The sequence below is a fragment of the Anderseniella sp. Alg231-50 genome (assembly GCF_900149695.1).
Taxonomy (GTDB): Bacteria; Pseudomonadota; Alphaproteobacteria; order Rhizobiales; family Aestuariivirgaceae; genus Anderseniella.
The window spans coordinates 1,586,738-1,601,068 of sequence record NZ_LT703003.1 but is presented as its reverse complement, the minus strand read 5'-3'; the positions used below and the strand labels follow the sequence as shown (position 1 = coordinate 1,601,068).

General features: G+C 56.7%; 14 protein-coding genes. 6 read left to right on the top strand and 8 right to left on the bottom strand.

The window, feature by feature from the left end; translation table 11 throughout:
* Positions 1-81 precede the first annotated feature (81 nt).
* Positions 82-849: a bifunctional 2-polyprenyl-6-hydroxyphenol methylase/3-demethylubiquinol 3-O-methyltransferase UbiG gene (gene ubiG / locus DHN55_RS07530; protein ID WP_108880700.1), complete on the top strand. Its 768-nt coding sequence runs from the start codon at positions 82-84 to the stop codon at positions 847-849.
* Positions 850-887: 38 nt separating this feature from the next.
* On the opposite strand, the gene DHN55_RS07525 is transcribed toward ubiG, so the two are convergent.
* From DHN55_RS07525 to DHN55_RS07510, 4 genes are all read right to left on the bottom strand, one after another.
* The gene (locus tag DHN55_RS07525; RefSeq protein ID WP_108880699.1) at positions 888-1,328 is read right to left on the bottom strand and encodes a DUF1178 family protein; all 441 of its coding nucleotides are present in this window, start codon (positions 1,326-1,328) and stop codon (positions 888-890) included.
* On the bottom strand, positions 1,325-2,191 hold the full coding sequence (locus DHN55_RS07520; protein ID WP_108880698.1) for a nitrilase-related carbon-nitrogen hydrolase: 867 nt from the start codon (positions 2,189-2,191) through the stop codon (positions 1,325-1,327). The genes DHN55_RS07525 and DHN55_RS07520 overlap by 4 nt, the downstream gene beginning before the upstream one ends.
* 120 nt (positions 2,192-2,311) lie before the next feature.
* Positions 2,312-2,569: a glutaredoxin 3 gene (gene grxC, locus DHN55_RS07515; protein ID WP_108880697.1), complete on the bottom strand. Its 258-nt coding sequence runs from the start codon at positions 2,567-2,569 to the stop codon at positions 2,312-2,314.
* A 48-nt stretch (positions 2,570-2,617) separates the two neighbouring features.
* A complete protein-coding gene (locus DHN55_RS07510; RefSeq protein WP_108880696.1) occupies positions 2,618-3,376 on the bottom strand; it encodes a double zinc ribbon domain-containing protein in 759 nt (252 codons plus the stop codon).
* A gap of 110 nt (positions 3,377-3,486) precedes the next feature.
* On the opposite strand from DHN55_RS07510, the gene DHN55_RS07505 reads away from it, so the two are divergent.
* The 3 genes from DHN55_RS07505 (at position 3,487) to DHN55_RS07495 (ending at position 6,583) form a co-directional block, all read left to right on the top strand.
* Positions 3,487-4,371, top strand: a complete 885-nt coding sequence (locus DHN55_RS07505) for an SAM-dependent methyltransferase (RefSeq protein ID WP_337660027.1) — start codon at positions 3,487-3,489, stop codon at positions 4,369-4,371.
* A gap of 269 nt (positions 4,372-4,640) precedes the next feature.
* A complete protein-coding gene (locus tag DHN55_RS07500; RefSeq protein ID WP_108880694.1) occupies positions 4,641-5,630 on the top strand; it encodes a hypothetical protein in 990 nt (329 codons plus the stop codon).
* A 275-nt stretch (positions 5,631-5,905) separates the two neighbouring features.
* The gene (locus DHN55_RS07495; RefSeq protein WP_337660026.1) at positions 5,906-6,583 is read left to right on the top strand and encodes a hypothetical protein; all 678 of its coding nucleotides are present in this window, start codon (positions 5,906-5,908) and stop codon (positions 6,581-6,583) included.
* A 101-nt stretch (positions 6,584-6,684) separates the two neighbouring features.
* Here the strand turns inward: DHN55_RS07495 and DHN55_RS22260 are convergent, their stop codons facing one another.
* From DHN55_RS22260 to DHN55_RS07480, 4 genes are all read right to left on the bottom strand, one after another.
* Complete coding sequence (locus DHN55_RS22260) at positions 6,685-6,822, bottom strand: hypothetical protein (protein ID WP_337660025.1); 138 nt, start codon at positions 6,820-6,822, stop codon at positions 6,685-6,687.
* 100 nt (positions 6,823-6,922) lie between these two features.
* On the bottom strand, positions 6,923-7,330 hold the full coding sequence (locus DHN55_RS07490) for an NUDIX domain-containing protein (RefSeq protein WP_108880692.1): 408 nt from the start codon (positions 7,328-7,330) through the stop codon (positions 6,923-6,925).
* Positions 7,331-7,545: 215 nt separating this feature from the next.
* Positions 7,546-8,790, bottom strand: a complete 1,245-nt coding sequence (gene argJ / locus DHN55_RS07485; RefSeq protein ID WP_108880691.1) for a bifunctional glutamate N-acetyltransferase/amino-acid acetyltransferase ArgJ — start codon at positions 8,788-8,790, stop codon at positions 7,546-7,548.
* A 162-nt stretch (positions 8,791-8,952) separates the two neighbouring features.
* Complete coding sequence (locus DHN55_RS07480) at positions 8,953-9,801, bottom strand: peptidylprolyl isomerase (protein WP_337660024.1); 849 nt, start codon at positions 9,799-9,801, stop codon at positions 8,953-8,955.
* Between the two features lie 608 nt (positions 9,802-10,409).
* Here DHN55_RS07480 and secA point away from each other — a divergent pair.
* Together secA and DHN55_RS07470 are read left to right on the top strand one after the other, a co-directional pair.
* Positions 10,410-13,136, top strand: a complete 2,727-nt coding sequence (gene secA, locus DHN55_RS07475) for a preprotein translocase subunit SecA (protein ID WP_108880689.1) — start codon at positions 10,410-10,412, stop codon at positions 13,134-13,136.
* Positions 13,133-14,317, top strand: a complete 1,185-nt coding sequence (locus tag DHN55_RS07470) for a L,D-transpeptidase family protein (RefSeq protein ID WP_337660023.1) — start codon at positions 13,133-13,135, stop codon at positions 14,315-14,317. The genes secA and DHN55_RS07470 overlap by 4 nt, the downstream gene beginning before the upstream one ends.
* Positions 14,318-14,331: the final 14 nt, after the last annotated feature.

Here is a 14,331-nt window from a genome sequence, read left to right as displayed (position 1 = left end):
ACTCGCAAACACTGCCATTGTGCAATATTGACGTTTTGTGCAAGTAACATGACCACAAATTGATCGATAATCGGAATTTCAATGACCAACCCGAAAACAGCAGAAAAACCGCCCGCAGCGTCTGTAGACAGTGCCGAGGTGGAACGCTTTTCGGCCCTGGCTGCCGAATGGTGGAATCCGGACGGCAAGTTTGCTGTGTTGCACAAATTCAATCCCGTCCGCCTCGACTATATCCGGGAACAGGTGACGGCGAGATTGCGCATAGATCCGCATCAGCGCACGCCGTTTTCCGGCTTGAAGTTTCTTGATATCGGCTGTGGCGGCGGCCTGTTGTCTGAACCCATGGCGCGTCTCGGGGCTGCGGTGACGGCAGTGGATCCGTCTGAAAAAAACATCAAGACCGCCTCGGTTCATGCACAGGAACAGGGCCTGGACATCAATTATCGCGCATCGACGGCTGAGCAGCTCGCCTCCGAGGGCGCCCGCTTTGACGTCATCTTGAACATGGAAGTGATTGAGCACGTTAATGACCCGGCCGCTTTTACGGCGACCTGCGCCTCCATGCTGAACCCCGGCGGCATCATGTTCGTCGCAACCCTGAACCGCACGCTGAAAGCCTTTGGCCTTGCGATATTAGGAGCGGAATACGTGCTCGGCTGGTTGCCGAAAGGCACCCATCAATGGGAAAAATTCATCACGCCGGCAGAACTGCATGCCTGGCTGGCAGCCGGTGACTGTCCGGCGCTGGAAACCGTCGGTGTCACCTATTCGCCAATCTCCGGCACCTGGCGCAAAGCGGCAGACACCGATGTGAACTATATGATCGTGGCTCAGAAACCGGCCGGTTGAACAGGCATCTATCGTCTGGAGCTCAACTCCACAACGTTCTAGTTGCCGTCTTCCGGCAGCTTGGGTAGCGGCAGGACTTCCACCCCTTCGTCATGCAACTCGCGCGCCTCATCGATTGTGGCCTCGCCGTATATGCCGCGCTGTTCATCTTCGCCGTAATGAATACGCCGGGCCTGCTCGGCAAACTTGTCACCGACATAATCGGCATTCTCTTCAACATGCGATCGCAATTTGCGAACCATCTCCGCCATTGCCTGTGCCTTGGGGTCGGTCGGCGCATGCAATGCCGGAACCGGTTCATCTTTACGGTTTCCCCTGGCGGGCACACCAGGTGTCATCAACGCTTTCGCAACCTTGTGCGAGCCGCACACCGGGCACTGGACCAGTTGACGCGCCACCTGCTCGTCAAAACTGTCGCTGCTGGCAAACCAGCCGTCAAACCGGTGTTCGGCTTCACATAATATGTCGTAACGGATCATTCTGCGGCTGCCTGTGACACGTCATCAGCAACGCTGAGCACCTTGTCATGCGTGAGTGCCGGCACGCGGCCACGCGCCTGTATCACTTTCGCCGCGTCTATTTCCGCCATGACAATGCCGGTTGTCACCTCACCGGCATCAGCCAGCACCTCGCCCCACGGCGAAACGATGAGACTGTGGCCATATGTTTTCCGTCCCTCTTCATGAGTTCCCGACTGGGCTGGCGCAAACACGAAGCACCCGGTTTCGATTGCCCGGGCACGCAGCAGCACATGCCAGTGGGCTGTTCCGGTCGGCACGGTAAACGCCGCGGGAACCGAAATAAAGCTGCAGCCCTGCTGGGCCAGCGTCCGGTACTGGTAGGCAAACCGCACGTCATAGCAGATGGTCAGGCCCAGCCTGCCCCACGGCAGGTCGGCGAAAACCGCCTTGTCACCGGCAGCAAACGTCGATGACTCGCGATATCTCTCACCGTTCGGCAGGTCGACATCAAACATATGGGCCTTGTCGTAGCGCGCCATCACGGTTCCATCCGGCGCAAACAGCAGTGATCTGTTGGCCAGCTTGCCGCCATCTGCCTGGACCCCCAGAGAACCAGCCAGGATATGCTTTCCGGTCTCGGCAGCCAGCCTGGCGAAGGCAGCAACGCCGTGGCAGTCTTCTTCTGCGGCAACCTTTGCCGCAACTGCTGCGCGAGGGCTGTCGATGATGTTGGTCATCTCCGGTGTCATGATCAGGTCTGCACCGTCGCCGGCAGCCTGGCGCACCAGCCTGCTGGCCACATCGATATTGGCCTGCGGATCGCGGCCCGAACACATTTGAATGCAGGCTGCGGTAAACGACGTTTCCATTTGCTCGCTCATAAGCATCAATATCCCGGAACTCAGGCGTGACCGGCTAAAACCATCAACCGGAACGTTTCCAGTCCATTGTAGCAACTTTTCCCGTTGCCACGAAGCCATCTTACCACAGACCGGTTAATGTCAGCCCTTCAGCATCGGGTCCAGTTTCCCGGCCTGCTCAAGCGCATGCAGCTCGTCGCAACCACCTACATGGGCTTCACCGATGAATATCTGCGGCACTGAGCGTTTTCCGCCCGCGCGCCTGGTCATGTCGGAGCGCTTGCCCGGCGCAAAGGTCACGTCGATCTCATCGTACTTTACGCCCTTGCGGGACAAAAGGTTCTTTGCGGCACTGCAGTAGGGGCACATCATTGTCGAGTAGATCGTCACGGGCTTCATGTCAGTTGATTCCGGTAGTGTTGCGCTCAAGTTCCGGTAGATATGATATCAACCTGCATGGCTGACAAGCGCGAAAACAAGCACATCCACGTGAACGGCACCAGCACGTTTCAGGACTCCAGCGCATTCATTGGCAGTTGCGCCTGACGTCAGCACGTCGTCCACCAGCAATACTCTTTGCCCCAGAACATCTCGAACCCGGGTTTCAGGCACCGAAAAGGCACCCTTTACATTGCGGCTGCGCTGACCTTCTCCAAGGCCCACCTGTGAACGGGTATTGCGCAGTCTTTTGACCAGGTCGGCCATCGTGTCCACACCGGCAATTGCGCCAATTTCACCGGCAAGCAGCGCTGCCTGGTTATATCGTCGCGACCACAACCGCCAGCGATGCAGCGGCACCGGCGCAATCACATCGGCTTCCGGGATCACGTCACGCCCCGCATGGACCATCATTCGCGCCATTGAACGCACCACCTCATGCCGGTCGCGGTATTTCAGGGCGTGCACCAGATGTTGCGAGCAATCATTGAACAAGACGGCGCCACGCGCCCTGTTCCATACCGGCGGATCAGCGATTGCCCGCGCAGATACCGCCCCGTCGCCTTCCTCAAATACAAATGGGGTTCCATACGCGTCACATACCGGCTGCGATATCATCTCCAGTTCCGCCCAACAGGCCTCACACAGTCCGCCTGCACCTGAGACAGGGCGCTCGCAGACCGAACATGTCACCGGCAGCACCATGTCCAGCATGTCAGCGGCAAACCGCCTGCCGGCACGGGCGATATGGGTGACTGCATCTTGCATGGCTCTTGTACCTGACCTCCAGCGTCCGATGCGTTGCCTGAACGGTGATCCCACTTTGACTTCAATTTGCGCACTTGCGCAAACCGCAGCGCTCGACTTATCTGACGCCCATGACAATGCCGGTTTCCGACATACCCGACCTGTTTGACCAGGCAGCGCTGCATCGCAATCTGGCCCGTGCAGCAGCGAAAGGCAATCTGCCAGGGTTTCTGGACGATGTTGCCGCTGCAGAGTTGATTGACCGGTTTGAAAGCATTTCGCGCAGGTTCTCGCAGATTGCGGTCATCAGCCATGATGCATCTCGCATAATTGACGCCATCAAGCCGCACTTGCCCGATGACTGCATCATAACCGTTATTCCCATGTTGACTGAAAATCGGGTGTTTCTGGACAGTCCCGACCTGCCCCGGGAGGCATTTGACTGTATCTTCGCCTGCCCGGGCCTTGAATGGGCCAACGACCTGCCCGGCAGCCTCACCCGCTTGCGCCAGGCCCTGAAGCCGGACGGCGTGCTGCTAGCCGCGATGCTGGGCGGAGAAAGCCTGCATGAACTGCGCGCCAGCTGGCTGCAGGCGGAAACGATGATGATGGCAGGAGCATCACCGCGGGTCGCCCCGTTTTGCGATGTCCGCGATGCCGGCGGCCTGTTGCAGCGGGCCGGTTTCGCCCTGCCCGTCGTCGATACCGACCGGCTCAAGGTTCGTTATGACAATGGCCTTGCGCTGATGAACGACCTGAAGGCGCTTGGACTGTCAAACATCATGGCTGAACGCCATCGCTCGCTGGTGACCCCAGGTCTCATGGCAATGGTATGCGCCCACTATGACCAGACCTTCGCGGACCCCGACAGCCGCGTGCGCGCCACCTTCCAGATGATCTACCTCACCGGCTGGTCGCCGCACGAAAGCCAGCCCAAGCCCCTGCGACCCGGTTCAGCCAAGACCCGACTCGCTGATGCCCTGAAAGTGGACGAGAGAAAGCTGCCGCGGGACTAGAGTGTGCACTCACGAGGCTGGATATCTCCGGCCGCGATTAAATCCATGCTTTCCCTCAATTATTCTATGTCGACGGGAATGGTGACTTCTCAAGTATACTGCGGGATATCAAATATAACTGTGGAATGGCCATACACTTTTGCCGTGGACCATTGCAGCCGTTTGCAATCCAACGTAGAAGTTCGCCATCTGCCAACGTCCTGATTTTCTGCAACGACGTCCCGCCATCGGCAGGAACGGCAACCACAAAATGATGTCACGGTAACAATATGCGCGCCCTTGTCACCACGACCATCAATCCGCCGACAAGTGCAATCCTCGCGTTTGCTGAATTCGTGACCCGCAACAAAGACTGGGTTTTCATAATTGTCGGCGACACGCGAACACCTCATGATGAGTATCGTTCGCTTGCCAGCGAGAACCAACGGCTTGTGTATCTGGACCCGGACAGGCAGGCGGACCTTCTTCCCGAACTGTCTGACATCATTGGGTGGCGGAGCATCCAGCGGCGCAATCTGGGCTTTATATGCGCCTATCATCTGGGGGCTGAACTGGTTGCAACAGTGGATGATGACAACGTGCCGCTGGAAGACTGGGGCCGCGACATCTTCGTTGGTCAGGATGTTGAATTCGACGCATATCGGAACACATCGGCAGACTGTTTCGATCCCCTGTCCATCGCCGGATATGAAGGTGTCTGGCATCGCGGCTATCCGCTCGAATACCGCGACCGGCGGACGGACATCGAATTCCTGGGCAAAAGGACCAAACGCTGTCTTGTGCAGGCTGACCTCTGGAACGGCGACCCGGACATTGACGCGCTGGTTCGCATTGCCCGGGCGCCGGAAGTTGATCTCAGCTCGATGCCCCGGCTCTACGGCTCAGCGCAGATATCCCCGTTCAACTCGCAAAACACATTCATTCACCGCGCGGCAATTCCCCATTATACAGTATTTCCCGGGGTTGGCAGGATGGACGACATCTGGGGTGCCTATGCGCTTCAAGCGGTGTTTCCTGACAGCGTCCTGTACCACCGCTCAACCGTATACCATGCGAGAAACGAACAGAATCTGGTGGCTAACCTTGAAGACGAACTACTTGGCTATCGGCAAACCGGGAACTTCATAAAGGCAGGGACGGAATTCAGCTCGTTGCTGCCCGAGAAGACGCAGCAGTTCTGGCGCCTTTACCGCGAAGCTTATGCTGATGAGTTGTTGAAGGGTTCCATAGTATCGGCGCTGTCCGGCCGGAAACCTTGATGACCGAAGCAACGCTCATAGTTGTCTTATGTGAAACTCGTTCTCATGCGAAAACATTTGCGGGCTTCAAACGGAACCTTCTGGACGTCTTTGACGCCGACCTCGCACTTTGCGTTGCTGAAAATGAACGTGAGGATAAGGGAAACCCGTTCTACAAGCATGCACGATACGTCTGGACCTGCTCCGAACATGAAGATTGGGGCACTGGGTTTGAACAACTCATGCCGGACCTTCATCCGCGTTGGCGCGAATGCGCCAGGATCGGGACACAGTGGATGGGTGGCATCAAGAGCGAACCCATCCAGCCCGGATCTGGTGGAATCATCCTGTTTTTCCGGGTGTTCCTGTCCCGGATGCTGCAACAGTACGGGTTGCTGGACCAGTATGACCGGATCATCGTCACCCGGTCGGATTTCATGTTCGAGGTTCCGCACCCGCCTGCGGAGCTTCTGGACAACCGGTTCATATGGATACCGGATGGAGAGTACTACGGCGGTTACACAGACAGGCATATCAGCTGCCCGTCGTGCCACATCCTTGAGGTTCTCTCGGCTGCCGACCTCTTCAAGGAGGACCCTGACGACGTCGCCCGCCGCATGAAGATTGGTCAATGGAATGTCGAAAAATTACTCAAAGAGCATTTTGAAAGGGCCGGCCTGTCAAAATGGATCCGCATCATGCCCTATGTCATGTTCGCCGTCCGGGAGGAAGGCGGCCATACCTCATGGAGCAAGGGCCGCTATGACGCGCCGATGGGCGTTTATGTAAAATACCCGGAGGAGCTCAGAAAATCGAAGCTCGCAGCGACCTTGCTGGCTGCCGGTGGTTGGAACGTCGCAGTGTTCAACGACCTGCTTCGCCGCGAAAAGCTTCTTCGTACCATACGTAGAATCGTGCGGTCCGTCAGGTGGATTGGCCAGCAGCTTCACAAGCGGCTGGTGCCTACAAAGTGAACAGTTTGTGCCTTGGGCAACCCCGGCGCCTGAACAGGGCCGGGACCGGTGCTACTGCCACAAGCAGGCACCAAATGGACCATCGTTCATCCGAAACCGGATCACATGCTGCCCAGGGTGCCGCCTATGACCGCAAGAGTTGCAATAACCGCAGCTGACATGCCAAGTGCAAGAATCGTGTAATCGCGCATGATTGGCCGGCGGTCAGCCGAAGCTGAATCTGTTTTTGAATTGAACATCTGACTTACTTCCCGTTACTCACTGTACTCACCACATTTGCCCGCCTTGTCCGACGGATCGGTTGTGTTGGAACATTAACGGGTTGCTACCGGTCCCGCGTCACAGCAGGTCGATCAAATGAGCAATCAACGGCTCATCCGCCGGCGGCATGGGAAACTCGCGTAACCTGTTCGGCCTGACCCAGCGAATATCGCTGTGTTCACGCCTTTCAACCTCGCCATTCCACCTGCGGCATACATATACCGGCATGAGCAGGTGGAAATCGTCATAGGCGTGGCTGGCAAACGTTACAGGTGCCAGACAGGCTTGCGTCACGTCGATACCCAACTCTTCCTTCAATTCACGTATCAACGCGACTTCAGGCTGTTCTCCGGGTTCGACCTTGCCGCCGGGAAATTCCCATAGTCCGGCAAGTGTCTTGCCCTGAGGACGCTGGGCTATCAGGACTCTACCGTCCGGATCGACCAGTGCACAGGCAACGACGAGAACGAGCTTCTTTCCGTTCATGTCCGGGAACCACCTTGGCGGATAAGGGTTAACAGGGTTGTTTGGATTTTAGGTTTCGAGGGCTCGGAAATACTGTTTGTGCTGGCAGGGTTACCAAATTGCAAACCAGATCAGGAAGTTTTTTGGTTGCAACAACCAAAAAGCTTAAACCTGATCGTTTTCATAGTATAAGAGCAACTTTATGGGTTCTGCTGAACCCATGTTGCTCTGCCCTCTCAGCTTCGATACGATCCGTTAATATCAATGTAGCCATGGCTCAGATCGCAGGTCCACACGGTTGCCGTGCCTTTGCCGACCCCGACATCGACCGCAATGTCGATTTTCTGGCCCTTCATGTGCGGTACCAACTTGTCTTCGTCATAACCGGGATGAACACTACCCCTGGAAGCGACCAGAATGCCGCCTATCCGGATTTTCAACCTGTCTCGGTCCGCTTTCTCGCCGGACTTGCCGACTGCCATGACAATACGCCCCCAATTGGCATCCTCACCGGCAATAGCCGTCTTGACCAGCGGTGAGTTTGCGATGGCAAGGCCGATACGCCGTGCAGCTGTGTCATTTTCAGCACCTGCCACCGTTATCGACACAAACTTGCTGGCACCTTCACCATCGCGCACCGTCTGATGCGCCAGATCCTGCAACACCTTGTCGAGCGCGCTCCTGAATGATTTGAGGGCGGCATCATCTATGGTGCGGATGCCTTTCGGAGCAGTGCCCGACTTGCCGGTCGCACACAGCAAAAGCGTATCGGATGTGGACGTGTCTCCATCAACCGTAATCGAGTTGAAACTGCGGTCCGCCGCATCCGACAGCATTTTCTGCATCAGCGCGCGCGGCAATCCGGCATCGGTGAACACGAAGGAAAGCATGGTTGCCATATCGGGCGCGATCATGCCGGAGCCCTTGGCAATACCGTTGACGGTCACCGTTTTGCCGCCCAGCCGGGCTGTGGCAGTGGCGAGTTTCGGAAACGTGTCGGTCGTCATGATGGCCCGGGCGGCCGCCATCCACGCCCCGCCCGCCGCTGCATCATTCAGGTCCGAAAGCCTTGCTGTAATCGGCGCCGGATCAAGCGGCTCGCCAATGACACCCGTTGATGCCAGATAAACCTCCGACGCGTCGCAGCCGACAACCTTGCAAGCTTCAGCGACAGTTGCCTCAACTGTCCGCCGGCCTGCCTTTCCGGTAAACGCATTGGCATTGCTGGCATTGACCACTATGGCGCGCACCTTGCCTTTTTGCAGGTTGGCACGGCACAGATCCACCGGCGCGGAACATGTTTTTGAGGTCGTCAGCACCCCGGCGACGGTTGTTCCCCTGTCCAGCACGCACAATAACAGGTCATCCCTGCCCTTGTATTTGACCCCGGTTGCCGCAGTGGCCAGGCGCACTCCTTCAATCGCCGGCAAATCGGCAAAACTCTTCGGCGCAAGTGGTGACTGGGGGAGTGCTTTGGCCATGGCAAGTCGTCCTGTGGAAGCGCTGTTCAGGCGCAAATGGAGTAGTTGAACTAATTACACCAAAGGTATTACCGGCCAGCTTCGGTTGGCAACAAACAAAAAGTCCGCAAAACCTGGCGTGGTTTTGCGGACGTAAAAATCGAATCCGGACAGGTTGTGCACCTATTGGGCGTCACCCTTGTTGGACTTGCCGCCTGTCGACTGCGAAGCGGCCCCGCCAGTGGTAGCCGGCACCTGACCGGAGGCATCAAGTGCCTGGCGCTTCTTTTCCGCTTCTGCCTGCAGGCGTTTGAGGTCCGGGTCGAGAATTTCGATCTGGCCCTTACCGCGCAATTCAAGAACCTTGTCCTGAACCGCTTTGCGCAGCAATACCAGCCGTATCGGGTTTCTGACCTGGTCAAACGGCTGCGCGCCGCCTTCCTGGAGGTCTTCCAGCTTGATGATGTGCCAGCCGAAGTCGGTCTTGACCGGCTTTGAAACTTCACCCTTTTTCAGCGCAAACACGGCTTTGGAAAAAGCCGGTACCATTTCGGCAGCAGTAAAGAAGCCCAGGTCACCGCCATAGTCCCGCGACCCGTCCAGAGACATCTGCTTTGCGACCTCTTCAAATCTCTCGCCCTTCTCGAGACGGCCCATTGCCTTGTTCGCGTCTTCTTCGGAATTAACCAGAATGTGACGCGCGCGCGCGCGCTTTTCCGTGGTGACTTTTGCCGCTTCTTTTTCGTAAGCGGCTTTCACAGCGTCTTCTGTCACCGACGTGGCAAGATTATCTGTGAAGTACGCGTCGCGCAGCGCCTTTGCCTGATAGTATTTCAGCCGCTGGGTATATTCCTCGGTATCAATCGTCTTCGCCTTCACCGCTTCCTGGGCCAGCAGGTGACGCTCAATCAGGTATTCAACCACAAACGCAAATCTGAAATTTGCCGGAACCTTCTCCAACTGCGGGCGCAGATCATCAGATGCCAGCGCGATTTCCTTCGCAGTAATATTGTAGCCATTGACTTTGGCCACGATCTTATCAGTTTCTTGCGCGCCGGCAGCCGTCGAACCCACTACAAATGCAGTTGTTACCAACGCTACGACCAGCTTCAAACAATACGTTCTCATATTACCCAACCAACCTCTTGGACTGCCTGCCGCCTGAACGGCAGAAACAGGATCGTCGTAAATCCAGATCAATTTCACCTGATCATGACAGGTCAATGCTCGCCAATTCGGGCGACATTAAGCCAACTCGACATGACCTCAATACGTCTCGCACTCGCCAAACGCCGTCGATGCGCTGCACAATGCGTTCATTCCTCGCCATATTCAAGAGTGCTGTTGATCCATGAGATGCCTCACCAAATCTTGTTCAGATCGATATTTTCGCCTTGAAACAGCCGCTTATCCACACTATCTGCCGCTGACGCAACCTCTGATGCCGTTTAGTCTGATGTTTCCATACAACATTTTTCTTGCAGACGTTACCCATTTGCCACACCTGTTGCGGCGTGCAGACAAGTTGATTAAACATTACGGCATGGTTCTCGCTTGATAATGGCTACGTAAAAAATGACGGTCGAGGAGCTGAAAACAGCTTTTAGCGGCCTAACAAGACGCAATTCTAAGGACACCAAATGTTCGGACTGGGCTCGATAGCTGCCAAGGTTTTTGGCAGCTCAAATGACCGCAAGGTCAAGAAATACCAAACCCGCGTAGACGCAATCAACGCTCTTGAGCCTGAACTCGCCGCGCTTGGCGATGACGAAATTCGCGCACGCACTGAAACATTCCGGCAGCAGTTTGCCGACGGAACCTCGCTGGATGACCTGCTGGTCCCAGCCTTCGCAACAGTCCGCGAAGCGTCAAAGCGCGCACTCGGCCTGCGTCACTTTGACGTCCAGCTGGTCGGCGGCATGGTCCTGAATGACAACTCGATTGCCGAGATGAGAACCGGTGAAGGCAAGACACTGGTGGCGACGCTGCCGGTCTACCTCAATGCCATCTCCGGCAAGTCAGTGCATGTCGTCACCGTCAATGACTATCTGGCCCAGCGCGATGCGGCCTGGATGGGCAAGGTGTATGAGTTTCTCGGGCTTCGGGTCGGCGTCATTGTGCATGGCCTGGAAGACGACGAGCGCCGTGACCAGTATGCCTGCGATGTGACATATGCCACCAACAACGAGCTCGGCTTCGACTATCTTCGCGACAACATGAAATATGCCGTCGAGGACATGGTGCAGCGCGGACATTACTATTCGATTGTCGATGAGGTTGACTCAATCCTGATTGACGAAGCCCGCACCCCGCTGATCATTTCCGGTGCGCTGGAAGACCGCTCCGACCTGTATACCGACATCGACAAAATCATCCCGCAACTGGTCGAGGAAGATTACGAACTTGATGAGAAGACCAAGTCCGTCACCTTGACCGAAACCGGCAACGAACACATCGAGGAACTGTTGCAGGCGTCCGGATTGATGAGCGAAGGCTCCCTCTATGATGTGGAAAACGTCGCTCTGGTCCATCACGTCAACCAGTCGCTTCGCGCCCACAAGGTTTTCGTCAAGGATCGCGATTATATCGTCAAGGACGACGAGGTGATAATCATCGACGAATTCACCGGGCGCATGATGCCGGGCCGGCGCTACTCCGAAGGCCAGCATCAGGCCATCGAGGCCAAGGAGCACGTCCGCATTCAGCCGGAAAACCAGACGCTTGCCTCGATAACCTTCCAGAACTATTTCCGCCTGTACGAGAAACTCGCCGGGATGACCGGTACGGCAGTTACCGAAGCTGACGAATTTCTGGATATCTACAAGCTGGACGTGGTGGAAGTGCCGACGAATGTCGCCGTCCAGCGTGTCGATGAAGATGACGAGGTTTACCGCAGCGTCCGTGAGAAATTCGACGCCATCGTCGTGGCCGTCAAGGATGCCCGCGAACGCGGCCAGCCGATACTGGTCGGCACGACCTCAATCGACAAATCCGAATACCTTGCCCAGCACCTGAAAGAACTCGGAATTCCACACAATGTTCTGAACGCACGCTACCATGAACAGGAAGCCCAGATCATTTCGCAGGCCGGTGTACCGGGTGCGGTGACCATTGCCACCAACATGGCAGGCCGCGGCACCGACATTCAGCTTGGCGGCAATGCCGACATGCGCATCGAAAATGAGCTTGGCGATATGGCGGAAGGCAAAAAACGCGAAACCGCCATCGAAAAGATCAACGCCGAAATTGCCGGACACAAGCAAAAGGCGCTTGAGGCCGGCGGATTGTTTGTGATTGCCACGGAACGTCATGAAAGCCGCCGTATCGACAACCAGCTGCGCGGCCGCTCCGGTCGCCAGGGTGACCCGGGCCGGTCACGGTTCTACCTGTCCCTGGAAGACGATCTGATGCGCATATTCGGTTCGGAACGCATGGACTCGATGTTGCAGAAGCTCGGTCTCGAAGAAGGCGAGGCGATTGTCCATCCGTGGATCAACAAGGCACTGGAAAAGGCCCAGCAGAAGGTTGAGGCGCGCAATTTCGATGCCCGCAAGAACATCCTGAAGTTTGATGATGTGATGAACGACCAGCGCAAGGTGATCTTTGAACAGCGCATCGACATCATGAACGGCAACGAGATTTCCGGCACCGTGGACGATATGCGCCATGAAGTTGTTGAAACGACCGTCCAGGAATTCATTCCGCCAAGTGCCTATCCCGAACAATGGCGTTCAACCGAACTGCGCGAAAAACTGCGCGAAGTCGTTGCCATTGATTTCCCTGTCGAGGACTGGGCGGACGAAGAAGGTATTGCGGATGAGGAAATCCGTGAACGGGTGATGGAAGCCGCCGACAATCTCTATGGTGAGAAGCGCGAGAAGTACGGCGCAGAAATCATGGAGTACATCGAAAAGGAAGTGCTGCTGCGCTCGCTGGACCAGTTGTGGCGCGAACACATCATTACCCTTGAGCATCTGCGCCAGGCGGTGCAGTTGCGCGGCTACGGCCAGCGCGACCCGCTCAACGAGTACAAAACCGAAGGGTTCACCCTGTTTGAACAGATGATCGTGCGCTTGCGCGCGATCGTGACCGGACAACTCCTGCGGGTCGAGGTCAGCCAGGACGGCGCCGACGAGATGTTCCCCGATGACGAGGAGCTTCCTGACATGTTCATCGAGGATTTCGACGAACATGGTAATGAATTGCCGCCGGGTACTGTTTTGTCTGCCGCCGTCTCCCCGTCGCCGGATCAGCCGGATGGGTTCAATGCGGAAGACCCCGCAACCTGGGGACCCGTGGGGCGCAATCAGGCATGTCCATGCGGATCAGGCAAAAAGTTCAAGCACTGCCACGGGGCCTTTGTTTGAGTAAGCCATCAGGCATAAGCAGGCGGCGCCTTGTTACAGGCGTCACCGCCAGCGCTTGCCTGATGTTGACGGCCGGAACAGCTTTTGCCGCCAGTTCCCCTTCCCACCGCAAGCGGCTGCTGGCAGCGAACCCGAAGCCGGTACCGCCGTTTACCCCGATCCAGGCACCTGCCACAGCTGAAACGCTGCAGGTGCTGATTTCCATCAAGCAGCAGTCCATGCAGGTCTTCTCGGGCCAGCGCCAGATCGGCTTCAGCCCGATTTCATCCGGCAAACCCGGCAAGGAAACCCCGCACGGCATTTTTTCGGTGTTGCGCAAGCACAAGTTTCGCTGGTCCAATCTGTATGTCCGCGAACCCATGCCGTTCATGCAGCGTCTGACCTGGAGCGGTATTGCGCTGCATGCCGGGGAACTGCCTGGGTACCCGGCTTCGCACGGCTGCATACGGATGCCCGACGAATTCGCCAAGCAGTTGTTTGACCTGGAAACCAGCGACCGGCACGTCATCATTGCCGACATACCGGCAAAACCGGTCGCCCTGAAGCATGCCGGCCTGTTGAAGCCGGCGTCCAGGGTGGAAACACGCAAATATGCAACGCTGTCATCAACACCGCCATTGCGGGTTCTTCTCACCCGCCTGACCGGCCGCGAAAAAACCCTCAATGGGCAAAAAATCCTGAACAAGCTCGGTTTCGGGGCCGGTAAACCGGATGGTTATGTGGGGCGCAAGACCTGGCGGGCCATTCACAACTTCCAGAAATCCATTGATTTGCCGGCAAATGGTGTTCTCAACGATGCCACCTATCACGCGCTGCGGTCATCCAACGGCGCGGAAGACTACCCAGAAGGCCATTTGTACGTGCGCCAGGGCTACAAACCGCTGTTCGATATCGCCATCCCGCTCAAAAACGCCGAACAACCTCTGGGCGCGCATTTGCTCACCTTGCCGGAAGAACACGGGGACAGGAGCAAACCGGAATGGCTGTCGGTCAGCCTCGAGCACGACACGTCGAAGGCCGGGCTGGATGCGTTTTTGCGGTTCACCATTCCCGACGATGTGCGCCACCGCATTGAATACCGCCTCGGACCGCATTCTTCCGTTGCCATTTCCGACACTGGTCTCGGGCCGGAAACCGGCAAGGGCACCGATTTCATCGTTGTAACCAAGCACTACAGCTGATGCGCAGATTGATT

What these genes read in the sequence shown, in the direction of transcription:
- DHN55_RS07510 (WP_108880696.1), bottom strand. Translation starts at nt 3,376, where the DNA reads ATGCAAGATGCAGTCACCCATATCGCCCGTGCCGGCAGGCGGTTTGCC.
- DHN55_RS07520 (WP_108880698.1), bottom strand. Translation starts at nt 2,191, where the DNA reads ATGAGCGAGCAAATGGAAACGTCGTTTACCGCAGCCTGCATTCAAATG.
- grxC (WP_108880697.1), bottom strand. Translation starts at nt 2,569, where the DNA reads ATGAAGCCCGTGACGATCTACTCGACAATGATGTGCCCCTACTGCAGT.
- DHN55_RS22260 (WP_337660025.1), bottom strand. Translation starts at nt 6,822, where the DNA reads ATGTTCAATTCAAAAACAGATTCAGCTTCGGCTGACCGCCGGCCAATC.
- DHN55_RS07505 (WP_337660027.1), top strand. Translation starts at nt 3,487, where the DNA reads ATGACAATGCCGGTTTCCGACATACCCGACCTGTTTGACCAGGCAGCG.
- DHN55_RS07490 (WP_108880692.1), bottom strand. Translation starts at nt 7,330, where the DNA reads ATGAACGGAAAGAAGCTCGTTCTCGTCGTTGCCTGTGCACTGGTCGAT.
- ubiG (WP_108880700.1), top strand. Translation starts at nt 82, where the DNA reads ATGACCAACCCGAAAACAGCAGAAAAACCGCCCGCAGCGTCTGTAGAC.
- argJ (WP_108880691.1), bottom strand. Translation starts at nt 8,790, where the DNA reads ATGGCCAAAGCACTCCCCCAGTCACCACTTGCGCCGAAGAGTTTTGCC.
- DHN55_RS07500 (WP_108880694.1), top strand. Translation starts at nt 4,641, where the DNA reads ATGCGCGCCCTTGTCACCACGACCATCAATCCGCCGACAAGTGCAATC.
- DHN55_RS07495 (WP_337660026.1), top strand. Translation starts at nt 5,906, where the DNA reads ATGGGTGGCATCAAGAGCGAACCCATCCAGCCCGGATCTGGTGGAATC.
- secA (WP_108880689.1), top strand. Translation starts at nt 10,410, where the DNA reads ATGTTCGGACTGGGCTCGATAGCTGCCAAGGTTTTTGGCAGCTCAAAT.
- DHN55_RS07525 (WP_108880699.1), bottom strand. Translation starts at nt 1,328, where the DNA reads ATGATCCGTTACGACATATTATGTGAAGCCGAACACCGGTTTGACGGC.